This window comes from Pararhizobium gei, assembly GCF_029223885.1.
Lineage (GTDB): Bacteria > Pseudomonadota > Alphaproteobacteria > Rhizobiales > Rhizobiaceae > Pararhizobium > Pararhizobium gei.
This window is the reverse complement of the sequence record NZ_CP119409.1, coordinates 4,209,383-4,232,253: the sequence shown is the minus strand read 5'-3', so window position 1 is coordinate 4,232,253 and position 22,871 is coordinate 4,209,383. Positions and strand designations below refer to the sequence as shown.

Annotated in this window: 21 protein-coding genes; 5 read left to right on the top strand and 16 right to left on the bottom strand. The window is 60.3% G+C overall.

What is annotated here, in order from left to right:
* Nucleotides 1-29: 29 nt before the first annotated feature.
* A complete protein-coding gene (locus tag PY308_RS20345) occupies nt 30-2,399 on the top strand; it encodes a trimethylamine N-oxide demethylase (protein ID WP_491565762.1) in 2,370 nt (789 codons plus the stop codon).
* On the opposite strand, the gene PY308_RS20340 is transcribed toward PY308_RS20345, so the two are convergent.
* The 15 genes from PY308_RS20340 to PY308_RS20270 all read right to left on the bottom strand — a co-directional run bounded on the left by PY308_RS20340 (nt 2,366) and on the right by PY308_RS20270 (nt 17,002).
* On the bottom strand, nt 2,366-2,716 hold the full coding sequence (locus PY308_RS20340) for a type II toxin-antitoxin system RelE/ParE family toxin (protein ID WP_275786327.1): 351 nt from the start codon (nt 2,714-2,716) through the stop codon (nt 2,366-2,368). The two genes, PY308_RS20345 and PY308_RS20340, sit on opposite strands and share 34 nt — an antisense overlap.
* Nucleotides 2,709-2,975: a type II toxin-antitoxin system ParD family antitoxin gene (locus tag PY308_RS20335; RefSeq protein ID WP_275786324.1), complete on the bottom strand. Its 267-nt coding sequence runs from the start codon at nt 2,973-2,975 to the stop codon at nt 2,709-2,711. The genes PY308_RS20340 and PY308_RS20335 overlap by 8 nt, the downstream gene beginning before the upstream one ends.
* A gap of 136 nt (nt 2,976-3,111) precedes the next feature.
* Nucleotides 3,112-3,279: a hypothetical protein gene (locus PY308_RS20330; protein ID WP_275786321.1), complete on the bottom strand. Its 168-nt coding sequence runs from the start codon at nt 3,277-3,279 to the stop codon at nt 3,112-3,114.
* 98 nt (nt 3,280-3,377) lie between these two features.
* Nucleotides 3,378-4,733: an ammonium transporter gene (locus tag PY308_RS20325; RefSeq protein WP_275786319.1), complete on the bottom strand. Its 1,356-nt coding sequence runs from the start codon at nt 4,731-4,733 to the stop codon at nt 3,378-3,380.
* A gap of 424 nt (nt 4,734-5,157) precedes the next feature.
* Nucleotides 5,158-6,495 (bottom strand): trimethylamine monooxygenase, encoded by a 1,338-nt coding sequence (locus tag PY308_RS20320; protein ID WP_275786317.1) that lies wholly within the window; start codon nt 6,493-6,495, stop codon nt 5,158-5,160.
* A gap of 184 nt (nt 6,496-6,679) precedes the next feature.
* Entirely contained in the window at nt 6,680-7,720 is a 1,041-nt protein-coding gene (locus tag PY308_RS20315) for a heme-dependent oxidative N-demethylase family protein (protein ID WP_275786315.1), read from the bottom strand.
* An 18-nt stretch (nt 7,721-7,738) separates the two neighbouring features.
* Nucleotides 7,739-8,704 carry a PDR/VanB family oxidoreductase gene (locus PY308_RS20310; protein WP_275786312.1) on the bottom strand — a complete coding sequence of 322 codons (966 nt, stop codon included), beginning with the start codon at nt 8,702-8,704 and terminating at the stop codon, nt 7,739-7,741.
* On the bottom strand, nt 8,701-9,306 hold the full coding sequence (locus tag PY308_RS20305) for a dimethylamine monooxygenase subunit DmmA family protein (protein WP_275786310.1): 606 nt from the start codon (nt 9,304-9,306) through the stop codon (nt 8,701-8,703). The genes PY308_RS20310 and PY308_RS20305 overlap by 4 nt, the downstream gene beginning before the upstream one ends.
* Nucleotides 9,307-9,316: 10 nt before the next feature.
* Nucleotides 9,317-10,450: an aminomethyl transferase family protein gene (locus PY308_RS20300; protein WP_275786308.1), complete on the bottom strand. Its 1,134-nt coding sequence runs from the start codon at nt 10,448-10,450 to the stop codon at nt 9,317-9,319.
* Nucleotides 10,451-10,553: 103 nt separating this feature from the next.
* Entirely contained in the window at nt 10,554-11,438 is an 885-nt protein-coding gene (gene purU, locus PY308_RS20295; RefSeq protein ID WP_275786306.1) for a formyltetrahydrofolate deformylase, read from the bottom strand.
* Between the two features lie 58 nt (nt 11,439-11,496).
* Nucleotides 11,497-12,804, bottom strand: coding sequence for a type III glutamate--ammonia ligase (gene glnT, locus PY308_RS20290; protein WP_275786302.1), 1,308 nt, complete (start codon nt 12,802-12,804; stop codon nt 11,497-11,499).
* An 89-nt stretch (nt 12,805-12,893) separates the two neighbouring features.
* Nucleotides 12,894-14,222, bottom strand: coding sequence for an FMN-binding glutamate synthase family protein (locus tag PY308_RS20285; protein ID WP_275786299.1), 1,329 nt, complete (start codon nt 14,220-14,222; stop codon nt 12,894-12,896).
* 15 nt (nt 14,223-14,237) lie between these two features.
* Nucleotides 14,238-14,924: a GXGXG domain-containing protein gene (locus PY308_RS20280; RefSeq protein WP_275786297.1), complete on the bottom strand. Its 687-nt coding sequence runs from the start codon at nt 14,922-14,924 to the stop codon at nt 14,238-14,240.
* A 38-nt stretch (nt 14,925-14,962) separates the two neighbouring features.
* Complete coding sequence (locus PY308_RS20275) at nt 14,963-15,868, bottom strand: class II glutamine amidotransferase (protein WP_275786295.1); 906 nt, start codon at nt 15,866-15,868, stop codon at nt 14,963-14,965.
* A gap of 153 nt (nt 15,869-16,021) precedes the next feature.
* Nucleotides 16,022-17,002, bottom strand: a complete 981-nt coding sequence (locus PY308_RS20270; RefSeq protein WP_275791217.1) for a GlxA family transcriptional regulator — start codon at nt 17,000-17,002, stop codon at nt 16,022-16,024.
* Nucleotides 17,003-17,090: 88 nt separating this feature from the next.
* On the opposite strand from PY308_RS20270, the gene PY308_RS20265 reads away from it, so the two are divergent.
* The 4 genes from PY308_RS20265 to PY308_RS20250 are packed head-to-tail and all read left to right on the top strand — an operon-like array spanning nt 17,091 to nt 22,144.
* Entirely contained in the window at nt 17,091-18,341 is a 1,251-nt protein-coding gene (locus PY308_RS20265; RefSeq protein WP_275786294.1) for a sarcosine oxidase subunit beta family protein, read from the top strand.
* A gap of 11 nt (nt 18,342-18,352) precedes the next feature.
* The gene (locus PY308_RS20260; protein ID WP_275786291.1) at nt 18,353-18,625 is read left to right on the top strand and encodes a sarcosine oxidase subunit delta; all 273 of its coding nucleotides are present in this window, start codon (nt 18,353-18,355) and stop codon (nt 18,623-18,625) included.
* Nucleotides 18,622-21,579, top strand: a complete 2,958-nt coding sequence (locus tag PY308_RS20255) for a sarcosine oxidase subunit alpha family protein (RefSeq protein ID WP_275786288.1) — start codon at nt 18,622-18,624, stop codon at nt 21,577-21,579. The genes PY308_RS20260 and PY308_RS20255 overlap by 4 nt, the downstream gene beginning before the upstream one ends.
* On the top strand, nt 21,572-22,144 hold the full coding sequence (locus tag PY308_RS20250; RefSeq protein WP_275786285.1) for a sarcosine oxidase subunit gamma family protein: 573 nt from the start codon (nt 21,572-21,574) through the stop codon (nt 22,142-22,144). The genes PY308_RS20255 and PY308_RS20250 overlap by 8 nt, the downstream gene beginning before the upstream one ends.
* A gap of 37 nt (nt 22,145-22,181) precedes the next feature.
* Here the strand turns inward: PY308_RS20250 and PY308_RS20245 are convergent, their stop codons facing one another.
* Nucleotides 22,182-22,847 carry a helix-turn-helix domain-containing protein gene (locus PY308_RS20245; protein WP_275786282.1) on the bottom strand — a complete coding sequence of 222 codons (666 nt, stop codon included), beginning with the start codon at nt 22,845-22,847 and terminating at the stop codon, nt 22,182-22,184.
* Between the last annotated feature and the right edge of the window lie 24 nt (nt 22,848-22,871).

Genomic DNA, 22,871 nt, shown 5'->3' with positions numbered 1-22,871 from the left:
TCAACGACTGTGTTTGGATAGGAATTGAGATGGACATTTCCGAACTATCCGCTAGCGCCCTTACGCCGCCGAGGCCAAGCAGGATTTTGCGGCCGGGCATGCCGGCGCCTGCCGCTGGCATCGAGCGTTATCGCGTCAAGGGACGTGGCACCACGGTGATCAAGGTGACAGCCGGCGACCAGGTCATCATCCGAGATATTGAAGGTGGACAGCTCTGTGAAGTGAGTTTTGTCGATGCCAGGGGGCGGTTCAATGCCGGGGGCCTCGGCATGCCGTTTTCTCGATCGGCTGACGGTTTTCTGGATATTCTCGGGCAGGACGAAGATAGCGCTAAGCGGACACGGCGCGCGCTGGAACGGCGCAATGTCGATCCCGCAGGCGCACAGGCGCTGGTTCTGTTTGGCGAAAGCTCCTCGCCAGGCGCCTCTGCGGAATTGACGATCGCGCTTGACGGCCTGTTGATTGTCGCGGCTCCGGCGCCGCCGATGGACGCGGAGGCGCAGAACACCGCGACCGCCCTCGAACTGCGGGTCGCCCGCTCCAACACCGAACGCAGTTACGAGGACATGCTGCCGGAACCGATGGCCGACCAACTGCAGGATCTGCGTATTCAGGCAGCGACGGCTTCGGCCTATTTCGTGCGGGCCGGCGAATTCATCCAGATCATCGATGTCAGCGGCCGGCAATGCACGGATTTTCAGGCGTTTGCCGCACGCAAGGTCGACAAGGGATTGGATCTCGCGCTGGATGCGACGGTGACGCGCACGCTTCTGGGGCGCAGCTACCCAATGCCTGGCTTGCCGTCCAAGGCGTTCGACCGGGATTTCGAGCCGCTGGTGGAGATCGTGCAGGACACGGTCGGGCGCCACGATGCCTTCGCCACGGCCTGCAATTCACGCTATTATGACGACATGGGCTATCCCGGCCATGTCAACTGCACCGATAACTTCAACCAGGCCTTAGCGCCCTATGGCATTGCGCCGCGCAAGGGCTGGGAAGCACTCAACTATTTCTACAATACCAATATCGACCATCACAATCAGCTTTATCTCGACGAGCCCTGGTCGCGGCCGGGCGACTATGTGCTCATGCGGGCACTGACCGACCTCGTCTGCGTCTCGTCCTCCTGTCCCGATGACATCGACGCGGCCAATGGCTGGGATCCGACCGATATCCATGTGCGCACCTATTCGGGACAGGAGAAATTCTCACGTGCCGTCGCGATCCGAATGACCCCCGACGCAGAGCCCGAGATGACCCAGGAAACTGCCTTCCATCCACGCCTGTCGGCGATGACGCGCAACCACACGGAGTATCGCGGCTACTGGTTGCCCAATCGCTTCAACAATGACGGACCGATCGAGGAATACTGGGCCTGCCGCGAAAAGGCCGTCGTCATGGACTTGTCGCCCTTGCGCAAGTTCGAGGTCACGGGGCCGGACGCCGAGGCGCTGCTGCAATATTGCCTGACACGCGACATCCGGAAGCTTTCACCCGGGCAGGTGGTCTACACCGCCATGTGCTACGAAAACGGCGGCATGATCGACGACGGTACGGTTTTCCGGCTGGCGCATAACAATTTCCGCTGGATTGGCGGCGACGATTTTTCCGGTCTCTGGCTGCGCCAGCAGGCCGAAAAGATGGGCTTCAAGGCCTGGGTGCGCTCATCGACGGACCAGATGCACAATCTGGCGGTTCAGGGGCCGGCGAGCCGGGAGATCATCAAGGACATTATCTGGACCTCGCCGGCGCAACCGTCGATCGGCGAACTGGAGTGGTTCCGCTTTGCCGTGGGCCGCATCGGACAATTCGAGGGCGCGCCGGTCGTCGTTTCAAGGACGGGCTATACGGGCGAACTCGGTTACGAAATCTTCTGTCATCCGAAAGATGGGGTCGCTGTATTCGATGCCGTCTGGGAGGCTGGCCAGAAGCATGGAATTAAGCCGATGGGGCTGGAAGCGCTCGACATGGTGCGCATCGAGGCGGGCCTGATCTTTGCGCACTACGACTTCACCGACCAGACCGATCCCTTCGAGGCGGGCATAGGTTTCACCGTGCCACTGAAATCGAAGACGGAGGATTTCATCGGCCGCGATGCCCTGATCAAGCGAAAGGAAAACCCGCGCTACAAACTGGTCGGCCTCGATATCGACAGCAATGATGCGGTCGGCCACGGGGACACGGTGCATATCGGCCGCGGCCAGGTGGGCGTCGTGACCAGTTCGACGCGCTCGCCTCTCCTGAAGAAGACGATTGCCCTGGCACGCATGGACGTGCTGCATTCGGAGATTGGTACGGATGTGGAGATCGGCAAGCTCGATGGCCAGCAGAAGCGCTTTCCGGCTCGGATCGTGCCGTTTGCGCATTACGATCCGCAGAAGCTCAAGCCGCGGTCATAGCATTGATCGGTTGATGCTGTGTGTCCTTGAAGTTTCAGAAGTCGCACGCTTCTCGCCGGCACGACTGCGAGGATGACGATGGTGCCTTTGGTCTCTTCGTAGAGAATGATATGGCTCTGGTGCTCGTGCCGCCGTACCCCTTCGCCGATCGATGGGGCAAGCCGTCCCATCTTTGGACGCGATGCGATCAGTTGAAAACAATGCTTCAGTTCGTCCTTGTAGCGGCCGGCCTGGATCAGGCCGAACATCTCGATACCATCGAGAAATAAAGCAAGTATATCGTCTTCGGCACGCTCAGTCAGCCTGTAGCTACTCAACTACAATTCCCCGTGCCCGTGCGATGCGCTCGGCATTCTGGAAAATCTCGTCCAGACTTTGTTTGCCGGTTTCGCTGGATCGTGATTCCGTTACGATCTGGCGCAAGTCTTCAATCGTCAGTTCCTGATCGCGGCGGGATCGATCGCGACGGACGAGATCGCGGACGTAGTCACTCGTGCTCGCGTATTCACCCTTGCGAATCTGCGCCTCGATCCACTCTTTCATGGGATCGGGCAGTGATATGGTCATGGTTGCCATGCTGGAACTCCTTTCGAGTATCCTAACATGGATAAGAATAAATCACAAAAATGCTTATAAGGATATTCCGCCTTGCTGACATCGACAGAATCAAAAGGCCGGGATGTCAACCTGTCAACCATCCCGGCCCTTGTCGTTATTCCAGTTGGCTGCGTTCGTAGGCTTCTGTTTCGTGTTTCGATCCATAGGCAATGGCGCCGATGGTGAAGGCGATTGCGGCGATCAGGAAGAAGGTGGTGGAAAAGCTGCCGAAGCCGGTGAAGTAGGCTTCTGCACCTTCCCAGGAAGCGATTGGAGAACCCATGTCAATCCTTTCAGGTCTTGCCCCGAGCGCCGGGCGCACCGGGGTGTTGGGAGATGATTGAAGGGCGCCGCACTTGCAGGTGCGGCACCCGCCTGTCTTTATTCGCCCGGGAAGGGGACTTCGGTCATGCCCCGTGGTGGCGTGCCGAAATGGCCTTCCGGATAGGCGCGAACCGGGACCTTGGCCTTGTCCATGCCCATGATCTCGATCTTCTCGGGAATGCGCAGTTTTCCGATGGACTTGAGCAGCATCGACACGAGGAAGCCCGGAACGAAGCCGACAAGCGCCATGGTGACGGCACCGATCAGTTGGGCGAAGAAATTGGTATCCGGCGCACCGGCGACGGTCTGCGGATAGCCGGAGGCGAAGATGCCAAAGGCCAGAATGCCCCACAAGCCGCCAATACCATGAACAGAGACGGCGCCGACGGCATCGTCAATGCCCATTTTTTGCAGGAAGCGATCTGCCAGCGGCGTGATCAGGCCGCCACCGACGCCAAGCAGGAAGGAAAGCGGCGGGTAGTAGACGTCGAGGCCGGGGGCTGCCGCAAAGATGCCGGCAAGGGCGCCGGACATCATCCAGAACGGATCGCGGGTCATCAGCCATGCGCCGATGATGCCGCCTGCAAAGCCCATGAGAACATTGAAGGAAACGGCAGACAGGGTGGTCGGATTGCCGAAGATGCTCGTCCACTGGCCGTCGCCGATATAGATCATGCAGCCGCCGAGGAAGCCGAAGAAACCGACGATGATCAGCATCAGGCCGAAGATGGCGAAGGGCAGGTTGTGGGGGCTGAGATCGTTGATTTTGCCGCCGGGGCCGAATTTGCCAAGGCGGGGTCCGAGGTTAATCAGAACACCGAGCGCGAAGAAGCCGGCGACCATGTGCACGCAACCGGCGGCCCCGAAATCGTGCCAGCCGAATTGCGTCAACAGCCAGCCGCTGCCATGCCACGACCAGGAGGCGGCCAAAATCCAGGCGAAGCAGCCGAGAACGATGGCGAGGATGATGAAGGCTGACAAGCGGATACGTTCGATGACGGCACCGGACAGGATGGAGGCTGTCGTTGCCGCAAAGAGAGCGAAGGCACCCCAGAAGATGCCGGACGCGCTGTCCGTCAGGTTTGGTCCCATGGATGCCGACCAGGGCAAGCCTGCAGCCCCGGTCTCCAGGTTGGGCGTGATGCCGGCGGGAAAGGAGAGATAGATCCACCAACCGACAAAATAGAAAACAGGAATGATGAAGGCGACGGCGAGAATGTTCTTGATGCCCGAGGCAAGCACGTTCTTGGCGCGGGACGCCCCCATTTCATAGGCGAGAAAGCCGGCATGGATCGCAAACATCAGAGCGATGCACCACCAGTAAAATATCTCCATGTCGATTTTTTTCATCCAGCCTGCGCTGGCTTCAAGCGTTGCCACCTTGGCGGCAAGCTCCGTCAACTGCTGTTCCATGCTGTCCCCTTTCTTGAGCCGTTGTCTGCCGCTGCAAAATGTCTGGCAGCAGGGAGCGCAATCGGGAAAACGGACGCAACGAGCCATCCCGGATTCCAGGTGATGGCATAGCTTCAGGCATCGTTTTCGTCCGCCCCCGGTCTTATTCCATGCAGTGCAGAAAATGCGAAATGCGGGAGGCTGGAAAAACAGTTTATATTTATCGGTAATAGTTTCAAGTTTTTATGTTGTTGAATTTACTGTAATTTATGACTATATTTTCTGCAATCTATTCTAAAAAATGAGCATCTGAATATTTTTTCGGCGAGTGAAGGTGATGGGTTCGTGCCTGCCGGGAACGCGAACACCGCAGCGGAGAGCGCTGCGGTGTCGAGACATTCAGGTCTTTTTCGGGCAGTGCCGCCTTCGACGCCCGCAGCAAATGTTAGTTCCTGAGGTAAACCTCGAGCGTATCGTCCATCGCCTCCAGCCAGGGGGTGTGGTGCTTCGGCGCCATGTTGCCGGTCATCAGCGAGCGGTAGGCATTGTCGCGGAAGCCCATGATGTTTTCGGCCTTGTGGTGTTCCCACTCCATGAAGGTCTGGTTCGTGCCTTCGATGTCGAACTTGGGATAGTCGGTGTCTTCGAGGAGCTCAAGCACGTAGTCGCCCTGGAACCAGATCATCTGCTCGGCATCCTCCAGCGTTTCCTCGCGGGCGCGCCAGGTGTCGAAATGGGATTTCATCTCGGCCGTCGACGGCAAGGTGATACGGCCCATGATGACGTCGCGGGCGTACCAGGCCTGGGCGTCGAACATGTTGAAGGTGTAGAACTGGTCCTGCATGCCGATATACATCAGTTGCGGATTGTCCTCGTAGACGACGCCCTTGTAGAGGCTGTCGGACCAGAGCCGGTTGGCGGTCTTCAGGCGCAAGTCGTCGGGCAGGAACGGGAAGTGGTGGAGATAGCCTGTGCACAGGATCAGCGCATCGACTTCCTTGGTGGTGCCGTCGGCGAAATGGGCGGTCTTATTGACGAGCCTTTGCAGCAGCGGCCGCTCCTCGAAGCGCTCCGGCCATTTGAAGCCCATCGGCTTGGAGCGGTAGCTCGTCGTCACCGACTTCGCGCCGTACTTCCAGCATTGCGAGCCGATGTCCTCGGCCGAATAGCTGCGGCCGACGATCAGCACGTCCTTGTCCTTGAATTCCAACGCGTCGCGAAAATCATGGGCGTGCAGCACGCGGCCGCCGAAGGTTTTCACACCTTCGAAATAGGGGACATTCGGTGTCGAGAAGTGGCCGGAGGCGACGACGACATAATCGAAGATTTCGTCGTACATCACGTCGTTGACGCGGTCATGCGCGGTCACGGTGAAGGTCTTGGATTCCTCATCGAAGCGGACCATGCGGACGGGGGTCGAGAAACGGACCCAATCGCGGACATTGGCCTTTTCGACGCGGCCCTTGATATAGTCCCAGAGAACCGCGCGGGGCGGATAGGAGCCGATCGGCTTGCCGAAATGCTCCTCGAAGGAATAGTCGGCGAATTCCAGGCATTCCTTGGGGCCGTTCGACCAGAGATAGCGGTACATGCTGCCGTGAACCGGCTCGCCATATTCGTCGAGGCCGGTGCGCCAGGTGTAGTTCCAAAGGCCACCCCAGTCGGCCTGTTTTTCGAAGCAAACCACTTCGGGGATTTCCGCGCCCTTCTGGGCGGCGGACTGGAAGGCTCTCAGTTGGGCAAGGCCGGATGGTCCTGCGCCGATCACGGCTACTCTGGTCATGTTGGTACGTTCCCTTTGTTATGTCTGTATGGTTTTTCGGTCGTTGCCGATTTTCTACTTGATTGTTTACCCCTCACCCTCTCCCCGCAGGCGGCGAGAGGGGACGACGGAGGTTGCCGCTTGTCCCTTCTCCCCGTTAAAACGGGGGGAAGGTGCCCGCCAGCTGGGCGAGGGGCGGCTGCGCCTAGTCCGGAAAAATACCCGCGCTCGTCGGCGCGCCGTCGTCATACTTCGCCAGCCAGTCGATCATGATCGGCCGGTTGCGGGTCAGGCCCTTGTAATCGATGATCTCCGGCGGCAGGCTTTGGAGAACGCGGGGCAGGCGGCGCGCCCATTTCGGTACTGTCACGAGTTCATCGAGGCTGATGAGATAGCAGCGGATGACGAAGAGGATGGCGTTGGAGCGCGGCAGGCGCCACAGGCTCTGCAGCTCGACGCGCAGGTGCATCTTCTGCCCGACATTCTCCGGCGTTACCGTCAGGCGGTCCGGACCCCATTTGTGATAGTTCTCCGGTGAGGTATCGAGCCGTGGATTGACCGTCATGGTCCAGTTCAGCCGGCGGGTCGGTTTTCCTTGTTGCAGGTTGAGCAGAAATTTGAGCGCCCGGTCGAAGACGCCGATCTGGTGGGCGAGCGGCACCGGGCCGTGCCATTCCATGAAGTTCATGCCGATGTCGAAATCCAGCGACCAGTCGGCCTGCGTGGTGACCATGCCGGCGTCCATCCAGAGATTGTTGTCGCGCTGATCGACGATGCAGAAGTCGCCTTGGGCCTGGCGGGTGATGTATTCCATCGGCGGATAGGGCAGGGTGGACGGATCGCCGAAGGTAAACGTGTCATCGATGCCCATCGGGCGGTTGATCCAGCGCCAGCGGTCGCCATCCTTCGTCAGCGTGAAATGCTCGGGATAATCCTGCGCCTGATGCTCCATCAGAAGCTCCAGCACATCCCATTGCGCTGTCATCATGTGCGGCAGCGCCTGGCAGCGCAGCGGATCTTCCTTCAGCACCATCGCCCGGTCCTGCATCTCCGCGACATAGTGCTCGTCGACGTCGATCAGGTTTTCGAAAATGGTATCTTTCCGGCCCCGTACATGCGGCTCCATGTTGACCGAATACATGTATTCGTCGCGATCGAAGGGAAAGGGAAAGCGCCTGATATTGGCGAGGCTGTTGCGGAAGGTGAAGTCGTCGCGGAACGTCTCGCTCCTGAACGTGATGGTCATCTGTCCGGTCCCCTTAAGTTAGAGTTGAAGAACGAGTTGCTGGCCCTTGAAACGCGAGACGCAGATCATGACCTTCTTGCCAGAGGCCTTTTCCTCGTCCGACAGGTAGATATCATTGTGTTCGATCATGCCATCGCAGGATGAGACCGCCGTTTCACACTGGCCGCAAGCGCCGCCGCGGCACATGTAAGGGGCGTCGCACCCATGGGCCTCGGCGGCTTCCAGAATGCTCTGGTGTTCGCCGACCGTCATGTGAATATTGGATTGTTCGAGGAAGACCTGGAATGGCTGGCCCGCAGGCGGCGCGAGGAAGCGCTCCGAATGCAGGTTTTCCTTGGGCCATCCGGCTTTCAGTGCCGTCATGAGCACGCCGTCGATCATGCCGGCCGGGCCGCAGACATAGAGATGGGTGCCCAGCGGCTGGTTGTCGGCGATCTCAGCGACCGGAATGAAGGTCTTTTCCTCGTCAATGTAGATTTTCACCCGGCGTGGGCCATAGCGCTCCAGCAGTTGCTGCCAATAGGCACCGTGGGAGCGCGAGCGGATGGCGTAGTGCAGTTCGAACGCGATGTTATCACGGCTGAACTGCTCCATCATCGCGATGAACGGCGTGATACCGATGCCGCCGGCAACCAGGATATGCTTCCTGCCGCGATGATCCGGCGCAAACAGGTTGACCGGCTGGCTGACGCTCAATTGGTCGCCGGGCTTGACCTGCTCGTGCAGGAAGACCGAGCCGCCGCGGGAATTGGGAACCCGGAGCACGCTGATTTCATAGGCGCTGTTGTCGTCGGGATTGGACATCAAAGAATAGGGGTTGCGGCGCAACAGGCCGTTGTCGTTCATCGAAACGACGACATGGGCGCCGCCGGAGAAGAACGGCATGGAATGGCCGTCAAGCCGCTCGAAGCGGAAGCGTTTGACGAGATCGGTCACCTGCGTCACCGCAACGACGCGCACGGGCATGTCGGTGTTGAGGCTCATGGGAACATCTCCTCTGGCTGAGGGGCAGTGCCCGGTTCCTCGGCATCGATGTTGACGCCCTGGAAGGCCCCGAGACGACGCGAATAATGGTCGCGCACAAGCAGTGGAAGTGCACAATGGGTGCACGAAAAAGGGCTGGTCGTCACATTGTCGGTGATGCCCTTGCAGTGCACGCACTGGACGCGGCGCGCTGTCGAGCCGCGATGTTCTGTGTGGATCGAGTTGAAGTCCATGCCGTATTCCAGCGCTACCTGCATGATCTGGCCGATGAAGCCTTCGGTGCCCGATATGTAGAGCCGCGTACCCATTCGGGCCTGTTCGAGACAGGCACGCAGTCGAAACAGCATGGGTTGCAGCGTTGGGGCCTGCCAGAAGACGTCCGGGGACAGGGCCTGAAGCGACACGTCATAAGCTTTAGGAGCAGCACCCGCCGGCAGGTAAAGGATTTCCGATTTTTCAAGGAAATCCCTGCCTTTGACCTCGACCTGATCTGTCAAGGCCCCGGCTCCTTCGCCCTCGAGCACGAAGAGGTGCCTTTTGGCGTGGCGATCGACGTCGAGCCCCTTGTATTCCGGTCTGCTTTTGATCCCTTTCACGAGCATGCTGGAATCCTCAGCCCACCGCCGTCCGTTTGGTCTTTTTCGGATCGTCGAAGGTGATCGTATGCGCGATCGCCGGTGCATTGACCGTCTTGCCCTTCACCTCGAGCTTGGTGCCCTGAACGGCATAGGGAACCTCGATGCGCATGATCGCCATCGAGCGGTTTGTAAGCTTCGAATAGGACGGGCAGGTGATGACGCCGACCTTTTTGCCATCGGCCCAGACCTCGTCGCCAAGATCTGTCGGGCCGTCGGCCTCGACCAGCAGGCCGAAGATCTTGAAGCGTTCCTTGCCCTTGAGGCGCGCATGTTCCTCGGCGCCGCGAAAGCCGGTCTTTCCGGGGCTGACGGTGAAATCGAGGCCGAGTTCCCAAAGACTGTCGCCCGGCTGCTCGTTGGCAAACGGGTACATCTGCGAGTTGTCATAGGGGTAGAAGAGCAGATAGCTTTCGACGCGCAGCATGTCGAGAACGCTGAAGCAGACGGGGATGATACCCATCTCCTTGCCTTCATCGACGATGCGGTCCCAGACCATGCCTGCATCCTGACCGCGCACGAAGATTTCATAGCCGCGCTCGCCGGTATAGCCGGTGCGCGAGATCATCACCGGTGCGCCGAACAGGGTCGTCTGCATGTGATGGAAGTATTTCAGGTCCCGGATGCCAGGCACGTATTTTTCGAGATAGTCGACGGCAAGCGGTCCCTGCAACGACAGGTCGTGCAGGTCATCATCGAACAGAACGGCGCAGTTGCGGCCCTGCGCCTGCTTGACGATTTCCTCGAAGCCTGTGCCGGAGCCGTGCACCAGCATCCAGGAATTGGGACCCGTGCGGTAGACGATGCAGTCGTCGGTAAAATGGCCGCGATCGTTCAGCATGCAGGCATAGACCGACTTGCCGGGATAGACCTTGGTCATGTCGCGGGTGGTGATATATTCCAGGATGGCAATCGCATGCGGGCCGACGAGGTGGACCTTCTTCAGGCCCGAGACATCCATGATGCCGGCCTTGGTGCGCACAGCGATGTGCTCTTCGTAGATGTCCTTGTCGTAGGTCCAGGCGGTTCCCATGCCGCTCCAGTCCTCAAGGTTTGACCCCAATGCCCGATGCCGGTCTGCAAGAGCGGAAAAACGCCAGCTAAGACTCATATCCTCGTCCCCATTTTCTTTTCCGGAATATTTATTTCTTCACTATACCGTTGCCGCGCAAACTCGCAAGTGTGATGAACCCATACACTGGTGTTGCCATGGCTCACCCCATTCGCTCGGAAGCGTAGGAGCCGGGGCTCGGCGGGAAGATCACCGTGCGGTTGCCATTGATGAAAGTGCGGTGGTGGATGTGTGCATGGATGGCGCGCGCGAGTACCTGGCTTTCGACATCACGGCCGATCGAGACATAGTCGTCTCCGGATTGCGCATGAGTTATACGCGCCACGTCCTGTTCGATGATCGGACCTTCGTCGAGATCTTCGGTGACGTAGTGCGCCGTCGCACCGATCAGCTTCACGCCACGCTCGAATGCCTGCTTGTAGGGGTTCGCACCCTTGAACGACGGCAGGAACGAGTGATGAATGTTGATGATCCGGCCCGACATTTTTTTGCAGACGGCATCCGACAACACCTGCATGTAGCGGGCGAGAACGATGAGTTCCGTACCGGATTGTTCGACCACTTCCATCAATCGGGCCTCGGCCTGCGGCTTGTTCTCCTTCGTTACCTTGATGTGGTAGAAGGGGATGTCGTGGTTGACGATAACCTTCTGGTAGTCGAAGTGGTTGGAAACGACGCCGACGATCTCGATCGGCAGTGCGCCGATCTTCCAGCGATAGAGCAGATCATTGATGCAATGGCCGAAGCGCGAGACCATCAGCAGCACCTTCATGCGCTCGTCGCTGTCGTTGAAGCGGTAACTCATCCCAAAGGGTTTGGCGATTTCGGAGAAACCCTCGGCGATCTCCTCCATCGTTCTTTGTTCTTCGGAAACGAAGCTGACGCGCATGAAGAATTTCCCCGATTCCATGTCGTCGAACTGCGAACTGTCGTTGATGTTGCAGCCTTTGGCCGCCAGATAGCCGGATATCGCCGCCACGATTCCACGGGTCGCCTTGCAAGCTACGGTGAGCACGTAGTTTTTCATATGTGATTTTTCCCGGTCAAGCGATTGCCAAGTGATGTCTCTTTCGAAACGAGTTCCCTCAGATATCGAGCGTCGTCTGCCGCTCCCAGTCCGTGAAATGCGATGCGTAGGCATTCCATTCCTGGTGCTTGAGTTTCAGGTAGGCGCTGGAGAAACTCTCGCCGAGGATTGCCTTCAGTTCCTCGTCCTTGTCGTAATCCCTGAGCGCATCGAGCAGGTTCAAGGGCAGCCGCGGCGCGTCGGTGACGGTATGGCCTTCCTTGTACATGTCGATGTCGTAGTGACGGCCCGGATCGGCATTCTGCCGGATACCATTGAGACCGGCGGCAATGATGATTGCCTGCAGGAGGTATGGATTGACCGCGCCGTCGGGAAGGCGCAGTTCGAACCGGCCCGGGCCGGGTACGCGGACCATGTGTGTCCGGTTGTTGCCCGTCCATGTCACAGTATTCGGTGCCCAGGTGGCACCGGATACGGTGCGCGGCGCGTTGATGCGCTTGTAGGAATTGACCGTTGGGTTGGTGACGGCGGCGAGCGCCGAGGCATGCTTCATGATGCCGCCAAGAAAGGTCTTGCCCTTGGCAGAGAGACCAAAGGGCATATCCTTGTCGGCAAAAGCATTGGTCTTGCCGTCAAGATCCCAGACGGAGATATGAGCGTGGCAGCCGTTGCCGGTCAGCCCCTTGAACGGCTTGGGCATGAAGGTCGCGCGAAGGCCGTGCTTTTCGGCGACCGATTTCACCATGAATTTAAAGAAGGAGTGCTTGTCGGCCGTCTGCAGCGCGTCGTCATATTCCCAGTTCATCTCGAACTGGCCGTTCGCATCCTCGTGGTCGTTCTGGTAGGGCTTCCACCCGAGTTCGAGCATGTAGTCGCAGATTTCGGCAATGACATCATAACGGCGCATGACGGCCTGCTGGTCGTAGCAGGGTTTTTCGGCCGTATCGAACTCGTCGGAGATTTTCGAACCGTCCGGCGAGATCAGAAAGAATTCCGGCTCGACGCCGGTCTTGACGCGAAGCCCCTCCTTGGCGGCTTCCGCGACCAGCCTCTTCAGCATGACGCGCGGCGCCTGTTCGACAGGCTTGTCTTCCATGACGCAATCGGCAGCAACCCAGGCGACATCCTTCTTCCAGGGAAGCTGGATGACCGAGGAGGCATCCGGCAGCGCAAATAGGTCGGGATGGGCAGGGGTAAGGTCGAGCCAGGTGGCAAAGCCCGCAAAGCCTGCACCGTCCTTCTGCATGTCGGCGATCGCCTCGGCCGGAACGAGCTTCGCCCGCTGGCCACCGAACAGATCGGTGTAGGAGATCATAAAATATTTGATGCCACGGTCCTTGGCAAAGGTCGCAAGATCGAGTGTCACTGGGTTCCCCTTTGGATTATTCAGACACTTTTTCGTGGAAAGGCCGCTACCTGCCTTGGGAGATCAGGCAACGGCCAAATTGTGGTTGGTCAGAAGCCTCCCTTGCCCGGGATCCAACTGGTTCCGGCAAGCGGCACCTGCGCCATGGCGGAGGCTTCGATGGTCAGCGCCACGAGGTCTTCCGGTTCCAGATTGTGCAGGTGGTTCTTACCGCAGGCGCGCGCGATCGTCTGCGCTTCCAGCGTCATGACCTTCAGATAGTTGGCCAGCCGGCGACCGGCGGCAACCGGATCGAGCCGCTTGGCAAGCTCCGGGTCCTGCGTGGTGATGCCGGCGGGGTCCTTGCCCTCGTGCCAGTCGTCATAGGCACCGGCCGTCGTTCCGAGCTTCTGGTATTCCTCTTCCCAGTGCGGGTCGTTGTCGCCGATGGCGACCAGCGCCGCCGTGCCGATCGCAACTGCATCCGCGCCGAGCGCCAGCGCCTTGGCGACATCCGCGCCCGACCGGATACCGCCGGAGATGATCAACTGTACCTTGCGATGCATGCCGAGATCCTGCAGCGCCTGGACGGCGGGGCGGATGCAGGCCAACGTCGGCATGCCGACATTTTCGATAAAAACGTCCTGCGTTGCCGCGGTCCCACCCTGCATGCCGTCGAGCACGACGACATCGGCACCGGCCTTTACCGCAAGCGCCGTATCGTAATAGGGGCGTGCTCCGCCGACCTTCACGTAGATCGGCTTTTCCCAGTCGGTGATTTCGCGCAGTTCGAGGATCTTGATTTCCAGATCGTCCGGGCCGGTCCAGTCGGGATGGCGGCAGGCCGAGCGCTGGTCGATACCCTTGGGCAGGTTGCGCATGTTGGCGACGCGGTCGGAGATCTTCTGGCCGAGCAGCATGCCGCCGCCGCCGGGCTTGGCGCCCTGGCCGACGACGATCTCGATCGCATCGGCGCGGCGCAGGTCTTTCGGGTTCATGCCGTAACGCGACGGCAGGTACTGGTAAACGAGGGTCTGGGAATGCCCGCGCTCCTCGTCCGTCATGCCGCCGTCGCCGGTGGTTGTGGAGGTTCCGGCGATGGTGGCACCACGTCCAAGTGCTTCCTTGGCATTGCCCGATAGTGCACCAAAACTCATGCCGGCGATGGTGATCGGCGTCTTCAGCACGATCGGCTTCTTGGCATGGCGCGCGCCGAGCACGACCGACGTGTCGCATTTCTCGCGGTAGCCCTCGAGCGGGTAGCGTGAGATCGAGGCGCCGAGAAACAGCAGATCGTCAAAATGCGGCACCTTGCGCTTGGTGCCGGCGCCGCGGATATCGTAGATGCCGGTTGCCGCAGCACGACGGATTTCGGCCAGCGTATAATCGTCGAAGGTCGCTGACTTGCGCGGCGGGGTATAGGGGTTGTGATAGCTCATGAACGGCTCCCTGCCTTAGTACGCGTCAGCGTTATCGATATTGAAATTGTAGAGCGTGCGGGCCGAGCCGTAGCGCTTGAATTCTCCCGGCTTGATGCCCGTGATGCCGGCTTTTTCCAGAAGCTCGGCAAGCAGCTTCAAATGCTTCGGCTTCATTTCCTTCCGGATGCAATCGGCACCCAGGCTCTTGACCTCGCCGCGCACGAAGAGCTTGGCCTCGTAGAGGGAATCGCCGAGCGCATCGCCGGCATCGCCAAGCACCACGAGATGCCCAGACTGGCCCATGAAGGCCGACATGTGGCCGATATTGCCCTGGACGACGATATCGATGCCCTTCATCGAGATGCCGCAGCGCGAGGCAGCGTTGCCCTTGATGACGAGGAGACCGCCGCGGCCCGTCGCGCCGGCATATTGGCTGGCATCGCCCTCGATGACGACCGTGCCCGACATCATGTTTTCCGCGACACCGGGCCCAGCGGACCCATGAACGGTGACGATGCCGCCATCATTCATGCCGGCGCAATAATAGCCGACGCTGCCGTGCACTTCGACTGTCACCGGCTGGTCGATACCGACGGCGACGGAATGACTGCCGCGCGGATTGACGACCTCGAAGTTCGTATCATTCGCGCCGGGCGCAATGCTGTGGAGCGCGCTGTTCAGGTCGCGCAGAGGCGTTGTGGCAAGATCGAAGGTGCGCATCGCTTCCAGACTTTCTCGTTTTAGGCTGACATTCACGTTCAGGCGGCCTTCTCATGATCCCAGAAATAGACGGTCGCCGGCTCCGGCTCCCAGACCCGCGCACCCTCGATGCCGGGCAGGTTGACGAGCGCGCGATATTCGGAGCCGAAGGCGATATATTGGTCGGTCTCGGCCATCACGGCCGGCTTGCAGGCGATCGGATCGCGGACCACGCCGAAGCCGGATTTCGTGCCGACGACGAAGGTGAAGAAGCCGTCGAGATCGTCGAGCGCTCCGGTCAGCGCCTGCCCCAGATCCTTGCCTTTGGCCATCTCTGCCGTGAGATAAGCGGCGGCGACTTCCGAGTCATTCTGCGTCTCGAAGGTCATGCCCTCGCGCACCAGTTCGCGGCGCAGGTTGTTGTGGTTGGAGAGCGAGCCGTTGTGCACGAGGCACTGATCGGCACCGGTCGAAAACGGATGCGCTCCGAGCGTCGTGACGGCGGATTCCGTTGCCATGCGCGTATGGCCGATGCCGTGCGTGCCGCCCATTTCGCGGATGCCGAAGCGGGAAACAACGTCCTTCGGCAGGCCCACTTCCTTGTAGATCTCGACGCTGTCGCCCGTGCCCATGACCCGGATGTCAGGGCGCTCCTGCGCGAGCAGGTCGCGCACGGCCGATGCCTGTGTCGTGGCCGTTTCGATCACCGCATGCGTGCTTTTCAGCTCAACCGTCACGCTGGCATCGGCAGGCTTCAGCAGCGCTTCCAGCCCTGCAAAATCCGTTGCCGGCTTTGCCGATTGAACCGTGAGTTTCGCGCGACCGTCGCTGGGTGCTCCGTAGATGGCAATGCCTGCACTATCCGGCCCACGGTCCGTCATGATCACCAGCATATCAGACAACATGGCGCCCAATTGCGGCTCCAGGCTCTTGTCCTTCAAAAACAATCCGACAATTCCGCACATTGGGGATGATCCTTCATTTCGACGATGAAAGATGGATAGCAGGTGCCTTTCAGAATTTCAACCTGCAGGAAATTTTTTTTCTTTTAAGGCAATATTTGAACCGATCCATCTGGTCGTGCCTGGATAGGAAAACGGTCTGTATCCAGAAAAATCCTAGGCAGAGCCGCTCGGGACTGTTGACTGCCGCTGCGCGCGCGGTGGCTCTCCGAACGCAGCACGGTAGCTCCGCGCAAAATGACCGGCGCTGGAAAATCCGGTGGCGAAGGCAATTTCGGAGATAGAAAGTGGACTCTGCCGCAGCAGGCGCCGCGCATGATCAAGCCGCAGCTTGCGATATTCGAGGAGAAAGGAGGAGCCCATCAGACGGGAAAACAACCGGTCTAGATGTCGCGGCGAAACACCGGCCAGCTTGGCCATGCTTTGCCGGTCGAGCGGCGCTTCGATCGTTGCTTGCATCTTCTCGAGCACAGTCAACAAGCCCGGATGATTAACTCTGTAGCGCTCCGCCAATGACGCCCGCTGGGGAGCACCGGAGCTTTCCACATGGGTATGCAGATACCAGTCGCTGACCCGGCGGGCGAAGTCCGAGCCCATCCGCTCCGCGATGAGGGCATGCATCATGTCGAGCGGTGCTACGCCGCCGCCACAGGTGATGCGGTTGCCATCGAGGATATAGCGCGCCTGACGCGGAGCAAGTCCGGGAAATGCCTCCACCAGAGCCGGCGCGTGCTCCCAATGGATCGTGAAGTCGCGATCCTGCAGCAAACCCGCCGCCGCCATGAGATAGGGACCGCCGGAAATGCCGCCGATGCGCACGCCATCGCGGGCAAGCTGGCGCAGGCAGGCAAGCACAACCGGAACATTCCAGTCGATCGGCGTACCGCCGGCGCAGACGAAGACGGTATGAAAGCCTGATCCACGGCCAGGCAGCGGCGTGGCAGGAACCGGAATGCCGGAGGATGTCATCGCCGCATTCCCGTCCACACCATGGGCCGAGAGCGCATAGATATCCCGCCCCGCCAGAAGATTGGCTGCACGAAACGGCTCTACCGCCGACGCATAGGACATCAGCGCGAATCCCGGGATGAGGATGAAGCCGATCTTCTGGACGTTCTTGAGGTCGTCTGACGCCATGTCCCAATAATGGCTTAAAACGGCCTTTTCCTGCAAGTATGAAAACGCAATCCTGTCATGATTGGCGCGGTTCACCGGGATCCATACCATGCGCTATTCCGCCTTTTCCGTTTTTCTGAATGCCCTGCGCGGCAACAAGGGCTGGGCGCCTGCTTGGCGCAGCCCGGTCCCAAAGAACCACTATGACGTCATTATCATCGGTGGCGGCGGACATGGTCTGGCAACAGCCTATTACCTCGCCAAGGAATTCGGCGTCACCAATGTCGCAGTGCTGGAAAAAGGCTATGTCGGCTCCGGCAATGTCGGCCGCAACACGACCATCATCCGCTCCAACTACCTGCTTGCCGGCAACAATCCGTTCTACGAATTGTCGATGAAGCTCTGGGAAGGGCTGGAGCAGGATTTCAACTTCAACGCCATGGTCTCGCAGCGCGGCGTGCTCAACCTCTATCATTCCGACGCCCAGCGGGACGCCTATACGCGGCGCGGCAATGCCATGCGCCTGCACGGCGTCGATGCAGATCTGCTCGACCGCAACGCCGTGCGCCAGATGCTGCCCTTTCTCGATTTCGACAATGCCCGCTTCCCGATCCAGGGCGCACTGATGCAGAAGCGCGGCGGCACGGTGCGCCATGATGCCGTTGCCTGGGGCTATGCCCGTGGCGCGGATATGCGCGGTGTCGATATCATCCAGAACTGCGAAGTCACCGGCATCCGCCGCGAAAACGGCCGCGTCGTGGGCGTCGAGACGAGCCAGGGTTTTATCGGCTGCGGCAAGCTGGCGCTGGCGGCGGCGGGCAATTCCACCACCGTTGCCGACATGGTCGATATGAAGCTGCCGATCGAAAGCCACGTCCTGCAGGCTTTTGTCTCCGAGGGGCTGAAGCCTTTCATCGACAATGTCGTCACCTTCGGTGCCGGCCACTTCTATGTCTCGCAATCCGACAAGGGCGGCCTCGTCTTCGGCGGCGATATCGACGGCTATAATTCCTACGCACAGCGCGGAAATCTAGCGACCGTCGAGCATGTCGCCGAAGCCGGTGTGGCGATGATCCCGGCACTTTCGCGCGTCCGTGTGCTGAGATCCTGGGGCGGGGTGATGGACATGAGCATGGACGGCTCTCCCATCATCGACCGCACCCATATCGACAATCTCTATCTCAACGCGGGCTGGTGTTACGGCGGGTTCAAGGCCACGCCAGCCTCCGGATTCTGCTACGCCCATCTGATCGCCAAAAATGAACCGCACGAGACCGGCCGCGCCTTCCGGCTCGATCGTTTCGCGCGCGGCCGGATGATCGATGAAAAGGGCGTCGGCGCCCAACCCAATCTGCATTGAGGACCTGAGAGATGGCCAGCCTGATCGCCTGCCCCCATTGCGGGCCGCGCCCCAAGGAAGAATTCACCGTTCGCGGCGACGCCGGGATCAAGCGCCCGGCACCGGATGCGGGTGAGGATGCCTGGTACGCTTACGTCTACCTGCGCGACAATCCACGCGGACGCCACAAGGAACATTGGCACCACACCTCCGGCTGCCGCCGCTGGCTGGTGGTCGAGCGCGATACGATGACCCACGCGATCTATACAGTCATGGATGCCAGCGCCGAAGGAGAGACCGCATGAGTTCCTACCGTCTTTCCAAGGGCGGCCGCATCGACCGCGCCAAGCCGCTCGATTTCAGCTTCGACGGCAAGTCGATGCAGGGCTTTGCCGGCGATACGCTGGCTTCTGCTTTGCTTGCCAACGGCCGCCAGCTCGTCGGCCGCAGTTTCAAATATCACCGCCCACGCGGCATCCTGACGGCGGGTGCCGCCGAGCCGAATGCGCTGGTGACCATCGGCGAAGGCGGCCGCACGGAAGCCAATACCCGCGCCACGCTGGTCGAGCTTTACAGCGGCCTGACCGCCAAGAGCCAGAACCGCTGGCCCTCCGTCGATTTCGATCTCGGCGCCGTCAACAGCCTGCTTTCGCCCTTCCTCGGTGCCGGCTTCTACTACAAGACCTTCATGTGGCCGGCCGCCTGCTGGGAAAAGATCTACGAGCCGATCATCCGCAAGGCGGCAGGCCTTGGCCGTGCCACCTATGAACCCGATCCCGATAGCTACGAGAAATGCTGGGCGCATTGCGACCTGCTGGTTATCGGCGCAGGCCCCGCCGGGCTGGCCGCGGCACTGACCGCCGGCCGCGCCGGGGCCCGCGTCATTCTTGCCGATGAAGGTTTCGAACCCGGCGGCTCGCTGCTGTCCGAAACCGCGCCTGTCGATGGAAAAACCGCGAGCGACCTGCTCGCCCAGACGCTGGCCGAGCTGGCGGCTTTGCCGAACATCCGCATTTTCTCCCGGACGACCGTCTTCGGCTGGTACGACGGCAATGTCTTCGGCGCTGTCGAGAACGTGCAGAAGAACACCGCCACGGTGGACCCGAACCGGCCGGTCGAGCGCATCTGGCGCATCGCCGCCAAACAGGCAATCCTCGCCGCCGGCGCAGAAGAACGGCCGCTGGTTTTCGGCGGCAACGACATTCCCGGTGTGATGATGGCGGGCGCGATGCGCTCCTATCTCAACCGCCAGGCCGTCGCGCCCGGCAAAAGCACCGTCATCTTCACCAACGATGCCTCCGGTTACGCGACAGCCCGCGACCTGGAAGCAGCTGGGGTCAATGTGGCGGCCGTCGTCGATAGCCGACCGGATGCATCCGTCACCTGGTCCGGCAGGGCCCGGGTCCTTCCCAATGCGGTGGTTCTCGATGCCAAGGGCGGCAAGAGCGTGACGGGGGTGACGGTCCTCAGGAATGGGCGTCCGGAAGCCATCGCCGCCGATGCGCTTGGCATGTCCGGAGGTTGGAGCCCGATCATCAACCTTGCCTGCCATCGCGGCGCAAAACCAGTCTGGTCGGACGCCAAGGCTGCTTTCCTCGCTCCGGACGGGCAGGACGGACTGACCGCCGCCGGTGCCGCCGCAGGCGTTGGCAGCGCCGAAGCCTGCCTTGCAGATGGCGCCGGAAAAGCGGCATCGACCCTGCAGGCACTCGGCTACTCGAATGCCATCGCCGCTTTCGCCTCGATTGCCGACACCACAACCGTATCCAAGCCGCTCTGGCGAGTTCACGGATCGAAGGGCAAGGCCTTCGTTGACTACCAGAACGACGTGCACCTCAAGGATCTCGGCCTCGCGGTGAGCGAAGGCTATGGCCATGTCGAGCTTGCCAAGCGCTATACCACCAATGGCATGGCGACCGATCAGGGCAAGCTCTCCAACATCAATGCCATCGGCATTCTGGCCGAAGCGCGAAAAGTCTCTCCGGCCGATGTCGGCACCACGACATTCCGCCCGTTCTACACGCCGCTCTCTTTCGGTGCGCTGACCGGTGCCTCCAAGGGCAAGCACTTCCAGCCGGTGCGCAAATCGCCGCTGCACGGATGGGCCAGGAAGAACGGCGCGGTCTTCGTCGAAACCGGCCTCTGGTACCGCTCCTCCTGGTTTCCAAAGCCGGGGGAGGCGACCTGGCGTGAAAGTGTCGATCGCGAAGTGCTGAATGTCCGCAGCAATGCCGGGATCTGCGATGTCTCGACCCTTGGCAAGATCGAGGTTTTCGGCAAGGACGCCGCAGAATTCCTCAACCGGATCTATTGCAACGCCTTTCTGAAGCTGCCGGTCGGCAAGGCGCGCTACGGCCTGATGCTGCGCGAAGACGGGATGATCTACGACGACGGCACGACGAGCCGTCTTGGCGAAGCCCATTTCTTCATGACAACAACCACGGCCTATGCGGCAGGGGTCATGAACCATCTGGAATTCTGCGCCCAGGTCGTCTGGCCCGATCTCGACGTGCAGTTTGCGTCCTCGACCGATCAATGGGCACAGATCGCCGTTGCCGGACCGAAATCCCGGATGATCCTGCAGACGCTTGTCGATGAGGACATTTCCGACGCGGCCTTCCCGTTCCTCGGTGCCAGGGAAGTGTCGATCTGCGGCGGCCGGCTGACCGGCCGGCTGTTCCGGATCTCCTTTTCCGGCGAACTTGCCTATGAACTGGCGGTTCCGGCCGGCTACGGCGAGGCAATCGCCGATGCCATCATGGAGGCAGGCGCGCCGCATGGCATCTGCCCCTATGGCGTCGAAGCGCTGGGCGTCATGCGCATCGAAAAAGGCCATGTCACCCATTCCGAGATCAACGGTACTGTTATCCCGTCGGACCTCGGCTTTGCCAGGATGGTTTCCGCGGCCAAGCTGGATTTCATCGGCAAGGCGATGCTCTCCCGGGATGGGCTGGTCGCGGATGACCGGCTCTCGCTGGTTGGCGTCAAGCCACTCGATCCGGCAACGACCTTCAAGACAGGCTCGCATATCCTCTCGGAGGGTGCCGTTCCGTCGCTCGAAAACGACCAGGGCTACGTCTCCTCCAGTTGCTACTCGCCGAACCTTGGTTCGACCATCGGTCTCGCCCTCGTCAAGCACGGACCGAAGCGCCACGGCGAGCACGTCACTGTCTGGAACGATCTGAAAAACGAGTTCACCAAGGCCGTGCTGTGCAGCCCGGTCTTCTTCGATCCGGAAAACGGAAAGCTCCATGGCTGATTTTGCACTTCTCCATCGTCCTGCCCTTGCCGATGCCAAGTCCGGTTCGTTCGGCGCCCCGTCAACCGGCACGCGGATCTCGCTGGTGGCCCTGCCGGAAGGGCATGTGCTGCAGGTTCTGGCCGCGCGCGGAAGCGGCGACCTGCAAGACCTGATCCCCCGCATCGGAGACGGGACGCCCCATGCCGTGCGACCCTATGGCCCCGGACAATGGTTCGTCATCGGCGATATCCCTCTCTCGCCCGCAGAGATTTTTGCCAGGACGCCGCTTCTGGATGGCAGGGCGTCCATTTCCGATCAAGGCCATGGTCGCGTCCGGATCGGCATCAGCGGTGCGTTCGTCGAGGCCGTTCTTGCCAAGGGTACGGCCGTCGATCTCGACGCTGCCAATTTCCCGGTCGGCCACTCCGCCATGACGCTGATCGGTCATATCTCGGCGCTCATGACGCGAACGGACACGCAAGGTTTCGAGCTTCTGGTGTTGCGCGGCTTTGCCGAAAGCCTGTGGGACGAGCTCATCCAGATGAGCCTTGAGTTCGGCGTCGACGCAACGACATTGCGTTAGACGGTCCGCTGGCTTCAAATTTCGTTGGAAAACAAAATCAAATGGTCTGGCTCCGCTTCTGCGGGTAGCTGATGATTGCCAGATAGCGGGCAGGCAATTGAACCAATTCCTGCGGTCCGTGAGGCGAATCGGCATCGAAGAAGAGGCTGTCGCCCGGCTGCATGGTGAAGAGTTGGTCGCCGTGGCGGTAAACCACTTCGCCTTCCAGCATATAGAGAAACTCCATGCCTTCATGCTGGAACGTCGGGAAGACGTCGGATTCGGTCGTCAGCGTTATCAGATAGGGCTCCACGGTGACGCCGCTCGTATTGTTTGCGATGTGGCCGAGCAGGCTGTACTGATGACCCGCGCGCGTACCGCGCCGTTCGATGTTTACACCTGTCCCGGCTTTGACGAAGACCGCATTGTGCGGCTCTTCAAACCGGCGGAAGAAGGCAGTGAGCGGCACGCCAAGCGCTCTGGTCAGGGCTTGCAGTGTGGTCAGCGAGGGCGAAATATTCCCATTTTCGATCTTCGACAGCATGCCCACCGATATCCCGGTCGCGGTGGCGAGATCGGTAACGGTGATGCCGAGTGCTTTGCGATAGGTTCGAACCTCATGCCCTATGGCCATTTCAAGGTTATTTTCCCGGGGCTCACGAATCCGGTGCGGATCCTGGGACAGGACTGCCTTCTGCCCGTCCTTCTCATTCGTGTCGGTCATCGCCATCTCCTGTACGTTATGTTC

Excerpts from the sequence above, each read along its gene's own strand:
- PY308_RS20270 (WP_275791217.1), bottom strand. The coding sequence starts at position 17,002 with ATGGCGTCAGACGACCTCAAGAACGTCCAGAAGATCGGCTTCATCCTC.
- PY308_RS20250 (WP_275786285.1), top strand. The coding sequence starts at position 21,572 with ATGGCTGATTTTGCACTTCTCCATCGTCCTGCCCTTGCCGATGCCAAG.
- PY308_RS20345 (WP_491565762.1), top strand. The coding sequence starts at position 30 with ATGGACATTTCCGAACTATCCGCTAGCGCCCTTACGCCGCCGAGGCCA.
- PY308_RS20335 (WP_275786324.1), bottom strand. The coding sequence starts at position 2,975 with ATGGCAACCATGACCATATCACTGCCCGATCCCATGAAAGAGTGGATC.
- PY308_RS20280 (WP_275786297.1), bottom strand. The coding sequence starts at position 14,924 with ATGCGCACCTTCGATCTTGCCACAACGCCTCTGCGCGACCTGAACAGC.
- PY308_RS20255 (WP_275786288.1), top strand. The coding sequence starts at position 18,622 with ATGAGTTCCTACCGTCTTTCCAAGGGCGGCCGCATCGACCGCGCCAAG.
- PY308_RS20305 (WP_275786310.1), bottom strand. The coding sequence starts at position 9,306 with ATGCTCGTGAAAGGGATCAAAAGCAGACCGGAATACAAGGGGCTCGAC.
- purU (WP_275786306.1), bottom strand. The coding sequence starts at position 11,438 with ATGAAAAACTACGTGCTCACCGTAGCTTGCAAGGCGACCCGTGGAATC.
- PY308_RS20285 (WP_275786299.1), bottom strand. The coding sequence starts at position 14,222 with ATGAGCTATCACAACCCCTATACCCCGCCGCGCAAGTCAGCGACCTTC.
- PY308_RS20330 (WP_275786321.1), bottom strand. The coding sequence starts at position 3,279 with ATGGGTTCTCCAATCGCTTCCTGGGAAGGTGCAGAAGCCTACTTCACC.
- PY308_RS20265 (WP_275786294.1), top strand. The coding sequence starts at position 17,091 with ATGCGCTATTCCGCCTTTTCCGTTTTTCTGAATGCCCTGCGCGGCAAC.
- PY308_RS20315 (WP_275786315.1), bottom strand. The coding sequence starts at position 7,720 with ATGACCATCACGTTCAGGAGCGAGACGTTCCGCGACGACTTCACCTTC.
- PY308_RS20300 (WP_275786308.1), bottom strand. The coding sequence starts at position 10,450 with ATGAGTCTTAGCTGGCGTTTTTCCGCTCTTGCAGACCGGCATCGGGCA.
- PY308_RS20245 (WP_275786282.1), bottom strand. The coding sequence starts at position 22,847 with ATGACCGACACGAATGAGAAGGACGGGCAGAAGGCAGTCCTGTCCCAG.
- PY308_RS20310 (WP_275786312.1), bottom strand. The coding sequence starts at position 8,704 with ATGAGCCTCAACACCGACATGCCCGTGCGCGTCGTTGCGGTGACGCAG.
- PY308_RS20260 (WP_275786291.1), top strand. The coding sequence starts at position 18,353 with ATGGCCAGCCTGATCGCCTGCCCCCATTGCGGGCCGCGCCCCAAGGAA.
- PY308_RS20275 (WP_275786295.1), bottom strand. The coding sequence starts at position 15,868 with ATGTGCGGAATTGTCGGATTGTTTTTGAAGGACAAGAGCCTGGAGCCG.
- PY308_RS20325 (WP_275786319.1), bottom strand. The coding sequence starts at position 4,733 with ATGGAACAGCAGTTGACGGAGCTTGCCGCCAAGGTGGCAACGCTTGAA.
- PY308_RS20320 (WP_275786317.1), bottom strand. The coding sequence starts at position 6,495 with ATGACCAGAGTAGCCGTGATCGGCGCAGGACCATCCGGCCTTGCCCAA.